This window comes from Alkalibacter rhizosphaerae (assembly GCF_017352215.1).
In the GTDB taxonomy this organism is placed as follows: domain Bacteria; phylum Bacillota; class Clostridia; order Eubacteriales; family Alkalibacteraceae; genus Alkalibacter; species Alkalibacter rhizosphaerae.
On the sequence record NZ_CP071444.1, the window covers coordinates 972,344 to 989,401 of the forward strand.

Consider the following 17,058-nt stretch of genomic DNA (forward strand, 5'->3'; position numbering starts at 1 on the left):
CCAGATGTCACGGGAGATGAGTGTGTTCTATTCCCTTATTCGTCCTGATAGTGGATCAAGTCGATGATCTCATCCTTTACGTCAAAATACGATTCGTCGTATTTTCGATGTCTCGCATCCTGTCGGAACACCTTGTAGGTGAAGTCCACTTGAAACTCCTTGAGGATCCGCCCCGGCCGGTCGCTCATGACCAGGACTCGGGTGCCCAGGGACAAGGCTTCATCGATATCATGGGTGATGAGAAAAATGGTGCTCTTGTTTTTCTGCCAGATCTCCCGGATCAATCCCTGCATGTCCACCCGTGTCATGGCATCCAGGGCCCCGAAAGGTTCATCCATCAAAATCACCGCCGGTTCATTTGCCAGTGCTCTGGCAAGTTCCGCCCGCTGCTTCATTCCTCCGGATAGCTCAAAGATCCATTTGTCTTCAAAACCTGTCAGCTTGACCTGCCCCAGAAAATGATCGCTGACTTCCCGGATCTTTTCTTCCGATACTCCTCGCATTCGAGGTCCGAACTCCACATTTTTTCGCAGATTCATCCAAGGATAGAGTGTAGGCGACTGAAAAACCACGCCCCGATGCCAATCGGGACCCTTGATGGGTTCTCCCTGCATCAGGCATTGCCCCGTCGTCGGCGCCAAATACCCGGCAATGATTTTAAGCAGGGTACTTTTTCCACATCCGGAGGGTCCAAGAAGGCAAACGAATTCTCCCTCTTTCAGTTCCAGATTGATGTCGGCCAAAGCCAGTACGGGGCCGGCCTGGGTCTGGTATTCCAAGGATAGATTTTCGATGCGAATAAGCGGTTCGTTCATATTTATACCTCTGTCTTTTTTAGTCCATCATCTCTACGGCCATCTCGATATACTTGGGATTGACGTAAGTATTGAATGCTTCCTGATCCGGCGCCTGATCTATGGATTCCTGTTCCTCCAGGAAATCTGCCGTATCCTTCATGATGACGGCAAAGTGTCCCGGGTTCCCGGTGGTTCCGAAATAGTCTTCTCCCAGCAGTTCCTGGGGTGTCTTCCAAATGGATCCCTGCATTTGCATCAGGGCATCTTCTGGTGTGATCTCCAGTTCCTCCGCCACGATGCGGGCACCTTCCTGAGCATCTGCCCGGTAAATGTCACCGGCTTTGGCCAGATTCATCAGCATTCCTGCCGTCAATTCCGGATACTTTTCCGTAAAGCCTTTTCGACCGACGACGACGTTGGCCGTAATGAAACCTTTCTCCGCCATGTCCTGACTGGTCACCAGGGGAAACCCGGTTTGCAGCAGTACTCCAAGAGATGGCTGCCAGGTGTAGGCGGCCTTGATGTCTCCCCGCTCCCAGGCTGCAACGATCTCTGCCGTTTGCATGTCCAAAAGCTCCACATCGTTTTCAATGCCTGCCAATTTCAAGGTGTTGAGCAAAATATAATGGGCTGTGGATGCAAAGGGAGTCGCAATTCGCTCTCCTGCCAGATCTTCCACCTTTTCAATGCCGGAATCGTTCTTAACAGCCAAGGCTTCGATATCTCCCAGGATCTCATGGATCCAGATCATTTCTACATCCAAGTCTCTGGCCAGGGAAACGATGGCATTGGTATTTCCCATGCTGGCAAAATCAATACTTCCAGAAGCAAGGGCCTGGTTGGCCTCCACGCCGGAATCAAAGATGATGTACTTGCATTCGATTCCCATCTCTCCGAAGTGATCGTCCAGCAACCCTTCTGCTATGGCCAATGTCTGATCGTTGGGAACCCGCAAGACACCGATGTTGATCACTTCCGGCAGTGCTTCATCGTCTCCGTCTCCAGAACAACCTACCATGGAAAATGCAAGCAAAAGCACCAGCAACAACACAAATCCCCGTTTCCATTGTTTTTTCATTTACTTTCCCTCTCCCTTTTTCATTATATATAGCCTCTCCAGAAGACCAATTTTCTCTCAATATACTTCAAACCCGAATCGATGAGGATCCCCGTTGCTCCCATAAAGAGGATGCCCACAAAAATCACATCGCTTTTCAAAAAGTTGGAAGCATCCAGCACCATCCATCCGATGCCGGAGGTTGCGGCCACCATTTCCGAAGCAACCAGGGTGGTGTAGGCAAATCCCATGGCGGTACGAACTCCGATGAGGATCTCCGGAAGACAGGCCGGCATGACGATCTTGAAAAAAATCTGTTTTTGACTGGCTCCAAGGGACCTTGCACTGAGCAAATAATCCTGTTTGATGTTGTTGACAGCAGAAACACATGCAATATAGATCGGTGCAAACCCTGCGAGGAACAGCAGCATGATCTTTGATTCATTGTCGATCCCCAACCATAAGACCAGCAAAGTATAATAGGCAAGTGGCGGCAAGGGTCGATAAAATTCCACGACGGAATCGATGACTGCTCTAACCTTGCTGAAATATCCGCTGAGCAAGCCCAAAGGCACGCCGGTAAGGATGGCCAGACCCATGGCGGAAAACAGCCGCTGAAAGCTGGCCCCCAAATGGGACCAGATGCTGATTTTATTGTATCCATTCTGCAGGATGGATTGGAAGGTATCCCAAACTTTCATGGGAGAAGGAAACAAGGTGGAAGAAACCAGTTTGAAGCGGGTCACCAGATACCAGCTCAATAATATGACCGTCCAGGTGACAACCGTGATTATTTTCTCCGTTCGCGTTCTGTTTTTCATCCCGTCCCGCCTTTCCATTCCAAGATCGATCTTAAATAATATCATAACATAAAATTTCTTATAAGAATAACCTTGTCTGGTAAAACGACAAGGCTATTCCAAATGATTTGAAAAATCTTTCAGGTGCACATTTTTTTAGTTGAAGTTGTACTTGGTAACGATTTTTTCCCTGTCTGTCGTCTGATCATTGAAATATTCAAAGTAGCAAATTCCCAGGTACGAACCGGAAATGTTCTTTGCATTGGTGTAGCCGCTGTTGTTGAGGGCCATCAATGCATTGTAGCTTCTTTGGCTGCTTCGGCAATGGAGGTAGACAGGAACGTCTCTTGGGATCTCGTCCATTCTACCACGGATCTCGCTGAGAGGGATGTTGACGGCATTGACCAAGTGGCCAGCTTCAAATTCTCTCTTCTCTCGCACGTCGACGATGAAAGCATTGCTCTCCACCAGGCCGCGAACTTCGTCCACTTTCACCTGCTCGAAGTCTCCGTTCAGCAGATTCAAGGCTACCAGGGCCGCATGATTGGTCACGTCTTTCGCCGTACCGAATGGAGGAGCGTAGCATAGTTCCATTTCTTTCAGATCTTCCAGGGTTCCACCCAGCATGACCATGGTGGCGATGACATCGATGCGCTTGTCAACATTACCCTTGCCGATGGCTTGGGCTCCCAGGATCTTTCCAGTAGGTACTTCGTAAACCAGTTTGAAGTGCATGGGGTTTGCTCCAGGCATCAAACCGACTTTGTCGCCAGGAATGACATACACAAAGTCATATTTGAATCCGGCTTTTTCCGCTGCTTTTGCCGTCAATCCAGTGGATGCGCCATTCATGTTGAAGATCTTGACGCAGGAAGAACCGACGACGCCTGTGTTTCTATGAGGCTTTCCATACATGTGGTCTGCAGCTGCTCTTGCCTGTCGTTGTGCCGGTCCGGCCAAAGGCAATCTGGTTTTTTGGTGAGTAATCTTGTGGAAAGTTTCAATGGCGTCTCCCACTGCGTAAATATCCTTGTCGTTGGTGAGGTAGTTGTGATCCACCAGGATCCCGCCTGTTTCTCCCAATTCCAATCCGGCATCTACTGCCAGAGTGACTTCCGGACGAACGCCGATGGCCATAACAACCGCTTGGGCTTTGACGGTTTTTCCGCTGTTCAGTTCAATGGATTCCGGTCCAATTTTTTTCAATCCGTCGTTGAGGATCAAGTTGACCCCGTGATCCATCATTTCCTTGTGGAAGATTTGAGCCATGTCATAGTCAAAAGGTGCCATGATTTGATCCATGGCTTCCACCAAGGTCACGTTGAATCCGGCTTCCTTCAAGTTTTCCGCAACTTCCACGCCGATGAAGCCCCCGCCGATAACAGCAACGTCATTGACTTCCGCCATGTCTACATCCATATTGCTCAAGGCTTTGACTTTGCTCTTGACAAATTTGTTCAATTTGTCGATGTCAACGACGTTACGTACGACGAAAACATTGGGTCCGTCGATGCCTTCGATGCTTTTCGGCAAGATGGGGTTTGCTCCCGGAGACAAGAACAGCTTGTCGTATTTCTCCGTGTATACTTTGCCTGTATCCAATTCTTTTACATCAATCGTTTTTTCTTCCCGATTGATTTTGACGACTTCCGTCAACACTCTTGCTTCGATGTTGTATTGGTTTTTAAACACTACCGGATCCATCAATACCAGATCTTCGCTGTTTGGCACTGCACCACTCAAGTGGTACGGCAAACAGCAGTTGGAAAAGCTGACATTGGGACCACGCTCAAACATGATCACTTCTGCCGATTCATCGATTCTTCGTACTCTTGCTGCAACAGATGCGCCGCCGGCGACTCCGCCAACAATCAATACTCTTTTTCCCATGGAAACATCCTCCTCTAAATTATATTGTCATTCGTTTGTATATTAACGAACAGTATCACATTCAGTATAGTTCATTTTTAGTTGGATCTTTAATTGTAATTTCTTATGCTGCATTAAACTTTGCTATAGTTTTATACAATACTAATCCATAAACAGGAAAAGGGGCATGGCCTGGGTCCTCCCAAAACCATGCCTCTGTAATGAGTGTTCTTATTCGGTTACTACCGGGAATCCTTTGTTGGCCCAGCCAGAAGGTGCATTTGCTTCCATTCCCATACCGCCGTTCAAGGATACAGCGTCATATCCCAACAGTCTCAAGATTGCAGTTGCTTGTCCGGCAGTTTGTCCGGTGTAGCAGTATACAACGATTGTTTTGTCCATAGGAAGAGTATTGAAGCTTTCTTGCATTCCTTTTCCAAAAGGAATGTTTGTTGCTGTTTCAATGTGTCCTTTCGCAAAGTCTTCTGCTTTTCGGATGGACAGGAATACAACAGACTCGTCTTTTGCATCCAATGCTGCTTTCGCATCGTCTTCAGAAATTTTGTAGTTTGCATAGGTGGTTCCGGCTACATCTGCCAAACCATTGTAATACTCATCCATTGCTGCCTGGATGTCCGGATCGATGGTGGTGTTTCCATCCAAAGTGGCTGCTTCTGTAACGGTAACATCCGCTACGCCTTCTACTTTGCTGATTCCAAGGTTCCAACCCAAGTTGACGGATTTTGCGTCAAATCCGGCTACGTTCAAGGTTGCAACAGCTTGTCCGGCAGTTTGTCCGGTATAGCAGTATACATAAACGGTTTTGCCCGAAGGGATCTTGGACAGGTTGGCTGCAATATCAGCTCCCCAAGGAACGTTGACGGCACCCTTGATGTGTCCTTCTCCGTATACATCCGGTTGTCGGATGTCCAAAACGACCATGTCTTCGCCAGCTTTTACTTTTTCAACAAAAGCATCTTGGGCGATCTTGTAAACATCGTCCGGCATTTCTGCAAAATATGCCATTGCTGCGTCTTCTACCACATTGGTTTCTACTGCGCCGTTGTCACCATTGTCGCCATTGTCTCCAGCATCTCCGTTGTCTCCATTGTCTCCAGCATCTCCGTTGGATCCGCAAGCTGCGAACGTCACGATCATCATCAATGCAAGCAACAATACCAGTAGTCTTCTTTTTTTCATTCGGTGTTTCCCCCTTGTTTTATGTTATTTCTTTAACGACTTCATTATAACAAAGATTTCACAAGTCGTGTTCTAAGAAAAACTGATGCACTATTAGTATTATCAATACTGGCGTTTTTTCTGTATCTTTGCCTCCTCTTCCGTTAAAATGGTAGAGGGAACAAAAGACGAACAAGGAGATCGACCATGAACAACTTTAAACATCATCTAAAGACCCATCCATGGATCTACATATATCTGAGTCTCTATTTTCTGGCCAGCGCCTTCTTGCTGACCCGCTTTCCGACCATGCATTCCGATGAACCCTGGTTGGGGGCCCTGTCCCGATCCATGCTCATGCAAGGAGACTACGGCGTCACGGAACCTTTCTTCGATGTGTACAGCCGGAATCCCCATGCCATCCGCCTGCTTTTTCACGGCCTTCAATCCATGGTGATCCATTTTTTTGGTTTCGGACTCTATCCGCTTCGAATGATCTCCCTGGTTTTTGGCCTGGGTACCCTGGGAATGGCATACGCCATTGGTTTCAACATCCTTCAAAACCAAAAGAAAGCGCTTCTGATCACCCTAATCCTCTCGTTGGACATCTGGTTCATCTATGCCTCCCATTTTGCCAGACAGGAGATCATCCTGGTTTTCTTGCTGCTGACCGCTGTGGCCCTTCTGCTGAAAGACCCACCCCATCATACCTGGAGGCGGGATGTGCTCGTGGGTGTCATCCTGGGACTGGCCATCGGCGTTCATCCCAACTGCTTCCTTCTGTCCCTGGTCCTGGGAAGCATGTACCTGTATTTTATTTATAAAAAAGAACTCCAATGGAAGAACCTGTGGATCCTCATGGGCGTCGTTGCCGTATTTGCCTTGATTTTTGTGGCGCTCAGCTTTTCCTTCGATCCCAACTACATCCAAAATTACCTCCAAAGCGGTAGAAAATTTGGCGTCCATCGGTCCCTGTTGGAGAAATTCGGTGCTCTGGGTACTTTCTTTGCAGATCTTTGGCAGGGCAAGGGATTGACCTATTATATCCCCGACATTCGGATCACCCTGACCCTCTTTATATTGACCATCCTCCTATCGTTGGGAACTATTTTAAAAAAAAGGCCCGGATCGAAACAAAAATACACCATTCTATTCTCTTTGGCTACGGCGGCGATCCTTTTGGGTCTGGTACTGATCGGACGGTTCAACCCCACCAGCGTGGTATTTCTGTTTCCCTTTCTCTATCTGCTTGCAGGGCTTATAGTTTTGGACCGTTTTGGATCCAAAGGAGTGCTTCTCTTGTTGATCCCCATCCTCGTCAACCTGTGGATCAATGCCCCGGATCCTTCCAGCACCTATGCCCAATACGAAACCCAGGTAGCAGCATATGTGGATCCGGATGATAAAAGCCTGGCCAACTTGAACCTTGGTTTCTATTTCGAAGAAGGATCCCTCCTGGACTACCGAAACCTCCGATATTACCGGGAAGCCGGACTGACCCTGGAAGAGTATATCACTACCCGGGAGATTGAATACATCCTCTACTCCGATGAACTGGATGCCATCAACGACAAAAAACCCGCATACAACACCGTATACGGGAATCCTGATTTTTATTATGATGAACTGAAGATTTTCTTGCAGGACCACTGCCAGCTGGTGGGAAGCTTCGAAAATCCCACTTACGGCACCCACATCGCCAACTGGATGGACCAGCGGCCCTGGCAAATCTCCGTATTCAAAGTGACAACCACTCCGTGATTTGGGCGACGGCTTCTTCCGTCGGCCCTTTTTTTTCGTTCTGATAGATCTTTGTGATCTTTCCCCGGTTCATCACCAGGATCCGATCGGAAAGGATCAGGGCCTCCCTTACATCATGGGTGACAAAGAGAACGGTGGTCCCGGTCTGCTCCCACACCTGCAAAAAAGACTGTTGAAGGGACTGCTTGGTCTGTGCATCCAGACTGCCGAAAGGCTCGTCCATGAGCAGCATCCGGGGGGAGGTCACCAAGGCCCTGGCGATGGCGCCCCGCTGTTTCATTCCACCGGACAAGGCTCCCGGATAGTGGTTTTCATACCCCTCCAGCTTCATCATGGCGATGTAATGCCCCGCCAGTTTGTTTCTTTGCAGAGGATCCTTCACCGATCCTTCCAGGGGAAAGGACACGTTTTGTTCCAAAGTTCGCCATGGAAAGAGTTGATCGAATTCCTGAAAAACCATGACCGCCTCTTTGAAGGGCTTCTCTACGGATCTCCCGTCGAATTCCAGCAGGCCTCCATCCCGAGGGATGAATCCCCCCACCAGGTTCAAAAGGGTGGTTTTTCCGCATCCGGAAGGTCCCACGATGCAGACGAATTCCCCCGCATCCACCTCCAGATCCACATGATCCACCACGACCATCCCGTCGTAGGATTTGGTCAAACCTTCGATTTTCAACAAAGGGCTCATTGGGACATCCCCCATTTCTTCACCGTTCTATTTTCCACCTGGGAGAAAAAGACGTCTTCCACCAGCATGCCGATAAGAATGATGACCACCAATCCGGCAAAAAGGCCCGGGGTGTCCATAAAGACCCGCTTGTTGAAGATGTACCAGCCGATGCCCCCTTTTCCTCCCGTGGCGCCGAAGATCATCTCCGCACTGATGGCGGCCCGCCAGGCTCTGGCCCATCCGATCTTCAGACCCGACAATCCAAAAGGCAGGGATGCCGGGATATAGATCCTCCTCATCCGCTTGCCCAGAGAATACTCATAATTCTTCCCGATCTTCTGGTAGATCAACGGCACGGATTTGAATCCGGACTTCAAGTTCAACAGCAAGGGCCATACCACAGAATGAACGATGATGATGATGACCGCTTTGCTTCCCGTACCGAACCACAAAATGACCAAAGGCAGCAAGGCAATGCCCGGCAAGGGGTGAAAAATGGAAACCAGGGTGTCCGACAGGGCATCCATGGATCCGTTGATGATGGACAGGGTGGAAAGGGCCAATGCCAGCACCAGGGCAAGAAACAAACCCCACAGGATCATTCCCAGAGAAAATGCTGTCTGCTGTACAATATCTCCGGAGATGATGGATTCAGCCAGAGCTTTTCCGATATCCACCAGGCTGGGAAAGGCCAGGGGGGAAGCACCGCCAAATCGGGCAAAAATCTCCCAAGCCACCAGCAGCAGCAGACCCCACATCCATTTTTTCACCAAGGGCTTCTTATTCTTCATACAGGGTCCCTTCCCATAAGATCTCCTCTACGGATCCGTACATTTTTTCGATGTATTCCGATTCCAGCATGAAATCCCCAAAGCGCTTCATCCCTTTTGCCGTAGTAGAAAACTCCGCTTCCGGATCCGTTAGATATCCATAAATGGTATCTTCGTCCATGTCGTAGTACTTGGTCAACAAGGCCGCCGCTTCTCTGGGTTTTTCATTGATGTAGTCCACAGACTTCTGGATCCCCTTGACAAAGGCCTGATAGGCCTCCGGGTCCTCTTCGTGAAAATCAGCAGTGGTGGCCCCGATGATGAAGCTGAACTCCTGGCCGAAGGCTTCTTTCCCGTCCAGGATCAAATGAAATCCTTCCTGATCCAGTTCCTGTTCCAAATAGGGAGTGGAGGTGAAATGGGCACTGACTTCACTGCCGGAAAAGAGGGCTTGTACCCCATCGGGATGAGAGAGGGTCACCAAACGATCGTCAAAACGCTTGGGATCGCCAAATTCCCGCTTGCTGGCCATGGACAACAAAATATGCTGGACACTACCCGGTTGTGGCAGGGCGATCCGATGTTCCGACCCGATCCCTTCCAGGGAAGGGATCTCCTCTTTGGCCACCAGGCCAACAGGGACATAAGACAAACCCGTTGCGATCTTCCAGTCCATCCCCTTGTCCCATCCGATCAAAAATGGAGGGATGGCCATGAATCCCACATCCAGTTCCCCGGCGATCATGGCTTCTCGGATGGCCGCCGTATTGGCCAGCTGTTCCCAAACCACCGTGGCGCCCTCCAGCTCTTCTTCGATGTACTTCATTTCCTTCATGACCTGCACCGGTGCATAAGCGATGCCGTATTGTTCCGCGATCCGAATGGTTTTTTCTCCATCGGTTTCAGAACTGCAGCCTTGCATCAAGAACATGAAAATCAATAATACCAATAAGATCCTGTTTCTTTTATTCATCTCTCATCACCTCGTTGTCTTTTCAATGGGATCACCAAATTTTCCATTTTTTCGTTCCACAGGCCCATCTTTTGGTAGGCCGCTTCCAGTCGACGATCCAGTTCTTCCGGACCCTCTGCCTCCAACACCATGTATCCGGCCCTTGCCGTGGCGTTTTCGATGGTACCCAGGACATCCCCACCCGGACATTGTAACCTGCATCCAACATCCCCGGCAGCCGGCGGATCTCTTCCAGGTTTCCTGCTTTCATCACCTTTCCCGCTTCTGCAAAAAAGAGCTGGGTGCTGACGACGCATTTTTGACGGCGAAGGATGGGGGCTTCCCCCATCTTTCCGGTCAGGGAAAATTGGATGACCCTCTCCAACAGATCAAAACCGGTGATCCATGGAATGAACACCTCTTCGTAGGCCCCGCCGATGCGACAAGCCACTTCGTTGACCATCAGTCCCTTTTTGCCGATCAGCATCTGGACATAGATGGGGCCGTTTTTTATACCAAAGCGCTCCTGGATGGTCCTTGTCCAGTGGGCCGCCTCTTCCAAATACTTTTCCTGGTGTTTGGAAGGGTATTCATGGGAATAGCAGATCCCGATATGCTTTCCCCGGGCGAAGGTCTTTCGATCCGTCATGGTCAATATGGTGGTTTTCCCCTGTTGGACCCATCCACTGATGGTCACTTCATCGCTGACATAGTAGGATTCCAGCAAGGCTTCCTTTTCCTTGGAATAGGAGAGGGTCTCCTGGATGTTTTCCAATACCTGCTCTTTGCTTTCCACCCGAAAGACGCCACGTTGGCCTTGAGAGTCCAATGGCTTCAATACCGCCGGATAGGAGACCTGGTCCAGTTCTTCCATGGTAGGGTCTTTGGTGATATAGACAAAAGGCGCCGTTGGGATCCCATATTCCAGAAATAGATCCTTCATGACCCGCTTGTTGGTGACTTTTGTCGCCGTTTCCACATCCAGAAAAGCCGGCAAACCAAGGGCATGTGCCACTTTTGCCACCGTATAGACAGGCTGGTCCGTACCGGTGGTCATAATGCCGTTCACCTTGTATTTTTTTGCGACGGACCAATTGGCCTCCCAGTCGAAAGTGCTGATTTTTTCATGGATGTCCGCAAAAGATTTCCCTGGCGGCTCTTCCAGATAATCGGTCAAGATCACTTCATGTCCCAAGTCTTTCGCTTTTTTTATGGCGTTGATCTGATTGTTTCCTCCACCGAGGACCTGCAATATCATATCCTGTTTCCTTTCTTCTTTTTCCACCCATACTGCACAAAAAGACGGAGAAATAGCCGGATCAGTTTGCCTGCATCGTAGTTGGATGTTCCATAAGGCCGTTCCCTGTAAGTGATGGCAACGTTGGCCATGTTTTTGGTATGATCCAAAAGAATGGCAGTGATGTAGACGAACTCCCTGTCATCCTGGACCACCATGTCCGAAATCCACTTCTTCATGATCCGAAAAGAACCCACTTTCACATCTTTTGATTTTTTGAGGACCCAGGTAAAAAAAAGGTCCACCAGTTTGGACCCAAAAGCCCGATGGACGGGATACCCGTCTCGGGTGGGCAAACCATATACTACATCATATCCTTCCTGGATCTTGTCCCACAAAAGGAGGATCTCTTCCGGATCCTGCTGAAGGTCATCGTCCATGGTCACGACACAAGTCCCTTTTGCCAGGGCCATGCCGTCCTTGATGGATCGTTGCTGTCCCAAATTTTTATCGTGGATCAAATAGTGAAGATTCGGCAGGGCCATCGCTACTTTTTCGATGATCGAAACGGTGGCGTCGGTGGAACCGTCGTCCACCAGGATCACTTCCACCTTACCCTCTTCCAAAATCGAAAAACAGCCCTCCACCACTTCTTCAATGGACCTTTCTGCATTATAAGTGGGGATCACCACAGAGATCTCAACGGTCATATTCATGCTCCAAGACTTCCAGCAGGGCCTTGGACACCTGCATCATTTCCTCCATGGTCATTGCCGTAAAAAGGGGCAGACGAAGGAGACATTCCCCCGCCATTCGGGTGACGGGCAGGTCTTCCGGTGCATACCCCAGTTTTGCACCCATAGGCGAAACATGAAGGGGAACAAAATGGATGACGGCGCCGATCCCCTGTTCCTGGAGTCGTTGCCGGACCCGGTCCCGAGTGGATCCATCGTGAAAGAGAACATAAAAGTTGTGATAGTTGGATGTGACATCTTCCGGTATGGTGGACATTCCACGAAGCAACCCTCGATCCACCATGGGTGAGATCTGCTGCTGGTATCCATGATAGATCGAACTTCTCCGCTTATGGATCTGGTCCATTTCCTCCAACTGGGCGTTCAATACGGCCATTAAAAGTTCCGAGGGAGCATAGCTGGACCCTTCCCCCACCCAGGTGTATTGATTCACTTCACCCTTGATGAACTGGATCCGGTTGGTGCCCTTTTGCCGATAGATCTCCGCTTTTTCCAGCAGATCCTCATTGGGTTTTCGGATGGAGATGGCCCCTCCCTCTCCGCTGACCAGGTTCTTGGTCCCGTGAAAGCTGAAACATCCCATCTCCCCCCAAGTCCCCAGGGGTTTTTCTTTATAGGTGGATCCCAGGGCCTGGGCCGCATCCTCTACAACGACCAAACCTCGATCTCTTGCCAGATCCACCAGCCGGTCCATGGGGCAGCAGACACCTCCGTAATGAACGGGCATCAGCATTTTCGTCTTCCCGGTGATACGTTTTTCCACGTCCTCCAGATCCATGCAAAGGGTCTCCTCCTCCACATCGCAAAACACGGGGATCCCTCCTCGAAGCAACACCGCATTGGCAGTGGACGGAAAGGTATAGGAGGGCATGATCACTTCGTCTCCCGGGCAGATCTTTGCCAAAGCAACGGCCAGCTCCAGGGCATGGGTTCCGGAAGTGACGCTTCGAACAGACGTGCCTGAAAGCCTGTCCTCCAAAAAATCACAGACCCTTGCGTCGAAAACACCGTCTCCTGCAATGTTTCCGCCTTCCAGGGCCTCTTTTAGATATAACATCTCTTTTCCTGTCAAATACAGCTTGTTGTAAGGTATGTTCATTTTTCCTGCCGTTAGTTGGCTTCCTCCTTGTTTTTTTCGCCGTCATCTTTTACAATGGGTGTATTAACTCGAATGTAGGTGATTTCATGAAATCCATAGACTGCCTGGGGACATGTGTCCCATACCTGTTTTAAAATCCAAAAAGGAACTGGCCAAGATGAAAAGCGGCGACGTGCTCAAGATCGTCACCGACCACAGCTGCGTGTTGGAATCGGTGACCCATCAATTCAAGAAGTGTCACATCCGTCACGAAGAAGTCATCAACGGCGTATGGGAGATCTACATCACCAAATCCTAGCACAAGCTTTTTTGGGCGATGTTTTGAAAATATTTGTTGAACTCTTTCAGTACAGGATTTTCGTTGATTTTTTTATGATAGATCAAAAACATGTCGTATTCGATGCTGAAATCGACGATGTTTACGAGCCTCAGTTCTTTTCGATAAAGATCTTTTTTGATGGCTACATAGGGTAAAAAACCAATGCCGAATTCATTGAGGACCGATTCCTTCACCGATTCCATGGAATCGCTGTTGTACAGTATTTTAAGATCGTCTATGGAACAGCCTGCCTGCTGCAGCTTGTCTTTGAGCATCTCCTTGACGTACATCTTGTCGTTGAGCATGATGAAAGGATAATTGACCAGCTCTTCCGCCTGGATGCTTTCCGGTATGGCGTAATTTGGAGAAGAGACCAGCACCAGTTTGTCCACGCCAATCTTGAAAGAAGACAATTCCTTGTTTTGAGGTTTTCCGTAGATCACCCCAAAGTCGCTGATCCCGTTGACCAGGTTCTCTTCGATCTTTTCCGCTTCATTGGAATTAAGCTGATAGTCGTTTTTAGGAAACTTGTTTTTCATTTTGTACATGACACAGGGCATGGAGTAATTGGTGATGGACCAGTTTGCCTCAATCTTGATGCTGTGGATGTTTTGCTCTTCTTCCCGTAGATGCTCGATCATGGCATCATAGGTACGAACGATGCTGTCGGCATACTTGTATACGATCTGGCCCTTTTCCGTCAGCTCCACTCCCTTGTTGCTGCGATTCAACAACTGACAGCCCAGGCTGTCCTCCAATTTGGAGATCTGCTGACTCAATGCAGATTGGGATATATGGGCGCTGTTGGCCACTTTTGAGATGCTTTTGGCACCAGCTACTTTATAAAAATATTCCAAAGCTTCAATGTGCATGGCTCTCATCCTCACTTTACGGTAACAATTACAATTATTATACCATAACCAACGTTTCTTGACATGTCCGATTACTGGAAAGCTACACATTATATTGAACGCGTATGATTGTGATATAATAAGGCACACATATACAAAAAGGAGAACACCTCATGATGTCAGACCCACGAAAAAAAAATCGACCCAACCAACCGCGAACCGGTTTGCTGCTTTTAACCGCATGCGTGATCATTGGTGTTTTTTTTGCCTTCCGGTCTCCCCTGCATGCATTCTACTGGTTCAGCGGACTGGGTTTTGGATATGTTCTCCAAAAATCCCGTTTTTGCTTCACTGCTGGTTTTCGCGATCCCCATCTGTTGGGCAGCACCATCATAACGCAATCGGTTTTGATCGCATTGGGACTTACGACTATAGGCTTCACGATCATCAAATACGCTTATGTACTTCTTTCACTCCCCATTCCAGGGATGGATTACATCCACCCAATAGGAATATACACCCTCTTGGGCGGCATACTGTTCGGTGTAGGCATGGTGGTTGCAGGAGGATGCGCTTCCGGCGTCCTCATGCGAGTAGGCGACGGATTCCTGATCCAGATGGTGGTCTTGCTTTTCTTTGTCATTGGATCCTTGCTGGGGGTTCGGGACCTGCCTTGGTGGAAATCCGGTTTTTCCCTGGTGGAAAACGGGATCTTCCTTCCTGACCTGTTTGGATGGCCCCTTGCACTGGGGATCCAGCTTTTTGTATTGGCATTGCTTTACCGGTTTGCCAAGAACTGGGAAGAAAAAAAGATGAATGAATAGGATCTCGAAAACTGGAAGGGGTGAACTCCATGAAGACGGTCACAAAGTTTATGCAAAAAAAAATACATGATCCATGGACCTATTTCAAGGGGGCGCTCCTCTTGACCTTGCTCCAGATCCTGACTTTGCTGATCACAAAAAATGCATGGGGTGTCACGACGGCATTTATACACTGGGGCGCCTGGATCTACGAAGCCCTTGGCGGCGATGTATCCTCCTGGGCATATTTCAACACCAGGCCTTATCGGCAGATCTACGCCAACGGTTTCTTGAAAGACCCGGGGACCCTTCGGAATATCGGCATCATCCTTGGTGCCGCCCTGGCCGCTTTGTTGGCCGGTCAATTTCGACTCAAAAGGATCAAATCCTTCAAACAACTGGTAACGGCGGCAGCAGGCGGCCTCCTCATGGGATATGGTGCCGGGATCGCTTCCGGGTGCAACATCGGGGCCTTTTACAGCGGCATCGCCTCCTTGTCCCTGTCGGGATGGATCTTTGGCATCGGCCTTTTTATCGGAGCCTATTTTGGCGCCAAACTGATCATTCGACTTTTTGTTTGACATTATCTATCTCCCAAAAAAACACAAGGGACGCAAACGATACGTTTGCGTCCCTTGCCTTTGATCAGCTTACCAGATCCTTGGCTTGCTCCCTGTTTAAATCCTCATAGGCTGAAAGCAAGGGTGCTTCCGTGCCTTTTTTCTTTCGGATGTTTCGATCCACATAATCCGCCGTGATGCGAAGGACCGTATTGCTCAAAAGAAGGACCCCGATCAAGTTGGGGATGGCCATCAATCCGTTCAAGGTATCGGAAATGTTCCATACCAGATCCAGGCTCATGGTCGCCCCGATCACGATGAAAATGATGAACAGCACCTTGTAAACGATGGTGAATCCGCTGCCGAACAAATACTCTGCCGCCTTCGTCCCGTAAAAAGACCAACCCAGAATGGTGGAGAAGGCAAAAAGTAAAATGGCAAGAGATACGAATTCACCGGCAAAGCCGCCAAATCCATGAGTGAATGCGGCGCTGACCAGAGGAACTCCCGACTCCCCCGTTTCCAATGCTCCCGTGGATAAAATGACAAAAGCCGTCAGGGTACACACGATGATGGTATCAAAAAACACTTCGAAGATCCCCCACATTCCTTGGATCACCGGCTCCTTCACATCGGAAGACGAGTGCACCATGACCGAAGAACCCAAGCCTGCTTCATTGGAGAAAACGCCCCGCTTGAATCCCATGGTGATGGCCTGTCGAACCATGGCGCCGCTGATGCCGCCAGCCACGGCATCAAATCCGAAGGCCTTGGTGAAGATCTCTCCAAACACTTCCGGGATCATGGCTGCGTTGACTATCATGATAACCACACTTCCCAGGATGTAGGCCAATGCCATAAATGGAACGATCCGCTCCGTCACCTGGCCGATCCGCTTGATGCCGCCGACGATGACCAGACTGGCCACTGCCGCCACTACCAACCCTGTTGCCAGAGGTGGTACACCAAAAGATCCTTCCAATGCGCTGGCAATGGAATTGACCTGGGTCATGTTTCCGATGCCGAAAGACGCCAGCATGCAGAAAAGGGCAAAAATCACCGCCAGGGGTTTGGAAAAGCCATGCAATCCTTTTTTATCCTTCAGCCCGTTTTCCAAATAGTACATGGGTCCGCCGGACCACTCGCCTTTTTTGTTCTTTTTTCGATAGTAGATGCCCAGAACATTTTCCGAAAAGTTGGTCATCATCCCAAAAAACGCGGAGATCCACATCCAAAACACCGCTCCAGCGCCGCCGACGGTGATGGCCGTCGCCACACCGGCAATGTTTCCTGTCCCGATGGTTGCGGCCAATGCCGTAGATAATGCCTGAAACTGAGAAATCGATTTTTCATCCTTGCTTTTCGTTACCGATTTCTTGGTAAAAATAGCTTTGAAAGTTTCATCATTTACATGTTTTGCCCGCCGCACTTGAAAAAACTTCGTGCGAACCGTCATGTAAATACCCGTACTGATGATCAGTACCAGCATGGGGACCCCCCATACCAGACTGTTGATGGTGCTGTTGATCGAAGTGACACTATTGATGAATCCTTCCATACTTTTCCCCTTTCTAATTCC

General features: G+C 49.2%; 17 protein-coding genes. 4 read left to right on the forward strand and 13 right to left on the reverse strand.

Annotated features, from left to right (window positions below; translation table 11 throughout):
• Positions 1 to 35: 35 nt before the first annotated feature.
• From J0B03_RS04780 to J0B03_RS04800, 5 genes are all read right to left on the reverse strand, one after another.
• Complete coding sequence (locus J0B03_RS04780) at positions 36 to 815, reverse strand: ABC transporter ATP-binding protein (RefSeq protein WP_207300720.1); 780 nt, start codon at positions 813 to 815, stop codon at positions 36 to 38.
• A 19-nt stretch (positions 816 to 834) separates the two neighbouring features.
• Positions 835 to 1,875, reverse strand: a complete 1,041-nt coding sequence (locus J0B03_RS04785) for a taurine ABC transporter substrate-binding protein (RefSeq protein WP_207300721.1) — start codon at positions 1,873 to 1,875, stop codon at positions 835 to 837.
• 23 nt (positions 1,876 to 1,898) lie between these two features.
• Positions 1,899 to 2,675, reverse strand: coding sequence for an ABC transporter permease (locus J0B03_RS04790; RefSeq protein WP_207300722.1), 777 nt, complete (start codon positions 2,673 to 2,675; stop codon positions 1,899 to 1,901).
• Between the two features lie 135 nt (positions 2,676 to 2,810).
• Entirely contained in the window at positions 2,811 to 4,544 is a 1,734-nt protein-coding gene (locus J0B03_RS04795) for an FAD-dependent oxidoreductase (protein WP_207300723.1), read from the reverse strand.
• 210 nt (positions 4,545 to 4,754) lie between these two features.
• Positions 4,755 to 5,723: a rhodanese-like domain-containing protein gene (locus J0B03_RS04800; RefSeq protein ID WP_207300724.1), complete on the reverse strand. Its 969-nt coding sequence runs from the start codon at positions 5,721 to 5,723 to the stop codon at positions 4,755 to 4,757.
• Between the two features lie 186 nt (positions 5,724 to 5,909).
• Here J0B03_RS04800 and J0B03_RS04805 point away from each other — a divergent pair, with 186 nt between their 5' ends.
• Positions 5,910 to 7,463, forward strand: a complete 1,554-nt coding sequence (locus J0B03_RS04805; protein WP_207300725.1) for an ArnT family glycosyltransferase — start codon at positions 5,910 to 5,912, stop codon at positions 7,461 to 7,463.
• Here the strand turns inward: J0B03_RS04805 and J0B03_RS04810 are convergent.
• From J0B03_RS04810 to rffA, 6 genes are read right to left on the reverse strand one after another with little or no spacing between them, the layout of a single operon-like run.
• Positions 7,441 to 8,151 (reverse strand): ABC transporter ATP-binding protein, encoded by a 711-nt coding sequence (locus J0B03_RS04810; protein ID WP_246798188.1) that lies wholly within the window; start codon positions 8,149 to 8,151, stop codon positions 7,441 to 7,443. The genes J0B03_RS04805 and J0B03_RS04810 overlap by 23 nt on opposite strands.
• Entirely contained in the window at positions 8,148 to 8,924 is a 777-nt protein-coding gene (locus J0B03_RS04815) for an ABC transporter permease (RefSeq protein ID WP_207300727.1), read from the reverse strand. Before J0B03_RS04815 ends, J0B03_RS04810 begins: the two co-directional genes overlap by 4 nt.
• Positions 8,914 to 9,876 carry an ABC transporter substrate-binding protein gene (locus J0B03_RS04820; RefSeq protein WP_207300728.1) on the reverse strand — a complete coding sequence of 321 codons (963 nt, stop codon included), beginning with the start codon at positions 9,874 to 9,876 and terminating at the stop codon, positions 8,914 to 8,916. Before J0B03_RS04820 ends, J0B03_RS04815 begins: the two co-directional genes overlap by 11 nt.
• A gap of 31 nt (positions 9,877 to 9,907) precedes the next feature.
• Positions 9,908 to 11,113: an ATP-grasp domain-containing protein gene (locus tag J0B03_RS04825; protein WP_246798189.1), complete on the reverse strand. Its 1,206-nt coding sequence runs from the start codon at positions 11,111 to 11,113 to the stop codon at positions 9,908 to 9,910.
• Positions 11,110 to 11,808, reverse strand: a complete 699-nt coding sequence (locus J0B03_RS04830) for a glycosyltransferase family 2 protein (RefSeq protein ID WP_207300729.1) — start codon at positions 11,806 to 11,808, stop codon at positions 11,110 to 11,112. Before J0B03_RS04830 ends, J0B03_RS04825 begins: the two co-directional genes overlap by 4 nt.
• Positions 11,792 to 12,946, reverse strand: coding sequence for a dTDP-4-amino-4,6-dideoxygalactose transaminase (rffA, locus tag J0B03_RS04835; RefSeq protein ID WP_207300730.1), 1,155 nt, complete (start codon positions 12,944 to 12,946; stop codon positions 11,792 to 11,794). Before rffA ends, J0B03_RS04830 begins: the two co-directional genes overlap by 17 nt.
• A gap of 112 nt (positions 12,947 to 13,058) precedes the next feature.
• Between rffA and J0B03_RS04840 the strand changes: the two genes are divergently transcribed.
• Positions 13,059 to 13,244: a sulfurtransferase TusA family protein gene (locus J0B03_RS04840; RefSeq protein WP_207300731.1), complete on the forward strand. Its 186-nt coding sequence runs from the start codon at positions 13,059 to 13,061 to the stop codon at positions 13,242 to 13,244.
• Here J0B03_RS04840 and J0B03_RS04845 read toward each other — a convergent pair.
• Entirely contained in the window at positions 13,241 to 14,137 is an 897-nt protein-coding gene (locus J0B03_RS04845) for a LysR family transcriptional regulator (RefSeq protein ID WP_207300732.1), read from the reverse strand. The genes J0B03_RS04840 and J0B03_RS04845 overlap by 4 nt on opposite strands.
• 152 nt (positions 14,138 to 14,289) lie before the next feature.
• Here J0B03_RS04845 and J0B03_RS12300 point away from each other — a divergent pair, with 152 nt between their 5' ends.
• Together J0B03_RS12300 and J0B03_RS12305 are read left to right on the forward strand one after the other, a co-directional pair.
• Positions 14,290 to 14,940: a YeeE/YedE thiosulfate transporter family protein gene (locus J0B03_RS12300; RefSeq protein WP_207300733.1), complete on the forward strand. Its 651-nt coding sequence runs from the start codon at positions 14,290 to 14,292 to the stop codon at positions 14,938 to 14,940.
• Positions 14,941 to 14,969: 29 nt separating this feature from the next.
• Positions 14,970 to 15,500: a YeeE/YedE thiosulfate transporter family protein gene (locus J0B03_RS12305; protein WP_207300734.1), complete on the forward strand. Its 531-nt coding sequence runs from the start codon at positions 14,970 to 14,972 to the stop codon at positions 15,498 to 15,500.
• 64 nt (positions 15,501 to 15,564) lie between these two features.
• Here J0B03_RS12305 and J0B03_RS04860 read toward each other — a convergent pair whose 3' ends face one another.
• A complete protein-coding gene (locus J0B03_RS04860; protein WP_207300735.1) occupies positions 15,565 to 17,037 on the reverse strand; it encodes an alanine/glycine:cation symporter family protein in 1,473 nt (490 codons plus the stop codon).
• Between the last annotated feature and the right edge of the window lie 21 nt (positions 17,038 to 17,058).

Excerpts from the sequence above, each read along its gene's own strand:
- rffA (WP_207300730.1), bottom strand. The coding sequence starts at position 12,946 with ATGAACATACCTTACAACAAGCTGTATTTGACAGGAAAAGAGATGTTA.
- J0B03_RS12305 (WP_207300734.1), top strand. The coding sequence starts at position 14,970 with ATGAAGACGGTCACAAAGTTTATGCAAAAAAAAATACATGATCCATGG.
- J0B03_RS04845 (WP_207300732.1), bottom strand. The coding sequence starts at position 14,137 with ATGCACATTGAAGCTTTGGAATATTTTTATAAAGTAGCTGGTGCCAAA.
- J0B03_RS04795 (WP_207300723.1), bottom strand. The coding sequence starts at position 4,544 with ATGGGAAAAAGAGTATTGATTGTTGGCGGAGTCGCCGGCGGCGCATCT.
- J0B03_RS04825 (WP_246798189.1), bottom strand. The coding sequence starts at position 11,113 with ATGATATTGCAGGTCCTCGGTGGAGGAAACAATCAGATCAACGCCATA.
- J0B03_RS04790 (WP_207300722.1), bottom strand. The coding sequence starts at position 2,675 with ATGAAAAACAGAACGCGAACGGAGAAAATAATCACGGTTGTCACCTGG.
- J0B03_RS04830 (WP_207300729.1), bottom strand. The coding sequence starts at position 11,808 with ATGAATATGACCGTTGAGATCTCTGTGGTGATCCCCACTTATAATGCA.
- J0B03_RS04815 (WP_207300727.1), bottom strand. The coding sequence starts at position 8,924 with ATGAAGAATAAGAAGCCCTTGGTGAAAAAATGGATGTGGGGTCTGCTG.
- J0B03_RS04785 (WP_207300721.1), bottom strand. The coding sequence starts at position 1,875 with ATGAAAAAACAATGGAAACGGGGATTTGTGTTGTTGCTGGTGCTTTTG.
- J0B03_RS04800 (WP_207300724.1), bottom strand. The coding sequence starts at position 5,723 with ATGAAAAAAAGAAGACTACTGGTATTGTTGCTTGCATTGATGATGATC.
- J0B03_RS04860 (WP_207300735.1), bottom strand. The coding sequence starts at position 17,037 with ATGGAAGGATTCATCAATAGTGTCACTTCGATCAACAGCACCATCAAC.
- J0B03_RS04780 (WP_207300720.1), bottom strand. The coding sequence starts at position 815 with ATGAACGAACCGCTTATTCGCATCGAAAATCTATCCTTGGAATACCAG.
- J0B03_RS12300 (WP_207300733.1), top strand. The coding sequence starts at position 14,290 with ATGATGTCAGACCCACGAAAAAAAAATCGACCCAACCAACCGCGAACC.
- J0B03_RS04810 (WP_246798188.1), bottom strand. The coding sequence starts at position 8,151 with ATGAGCCCTTTGTTGAAAATCGAAGGTTTGACCAAATCCTACGACGGG.
- J0B03_RS04805 (WP_207300725.1), top strand. The coding sequence starts at position 5,910 with ATGAACAACTTTAAACATCATCTAAAGACCCATCCATGGATCTACATA.
- J0B03_RS04840 (WP_207300731.1), top strand. The coding sequence starts at position 13,059 with ATGTGTCCCATACCTGTTTTAAAATCCAAAAAGGAACTGGCCAAGATG.
- J0B03_RS04820 (WP_207300728.1), bottom strand. The coding sequence starts at position 9,876 with ATGAATAAAAGAAACAGGATCTTATTGGTATTATTGATTTTCATGTTC.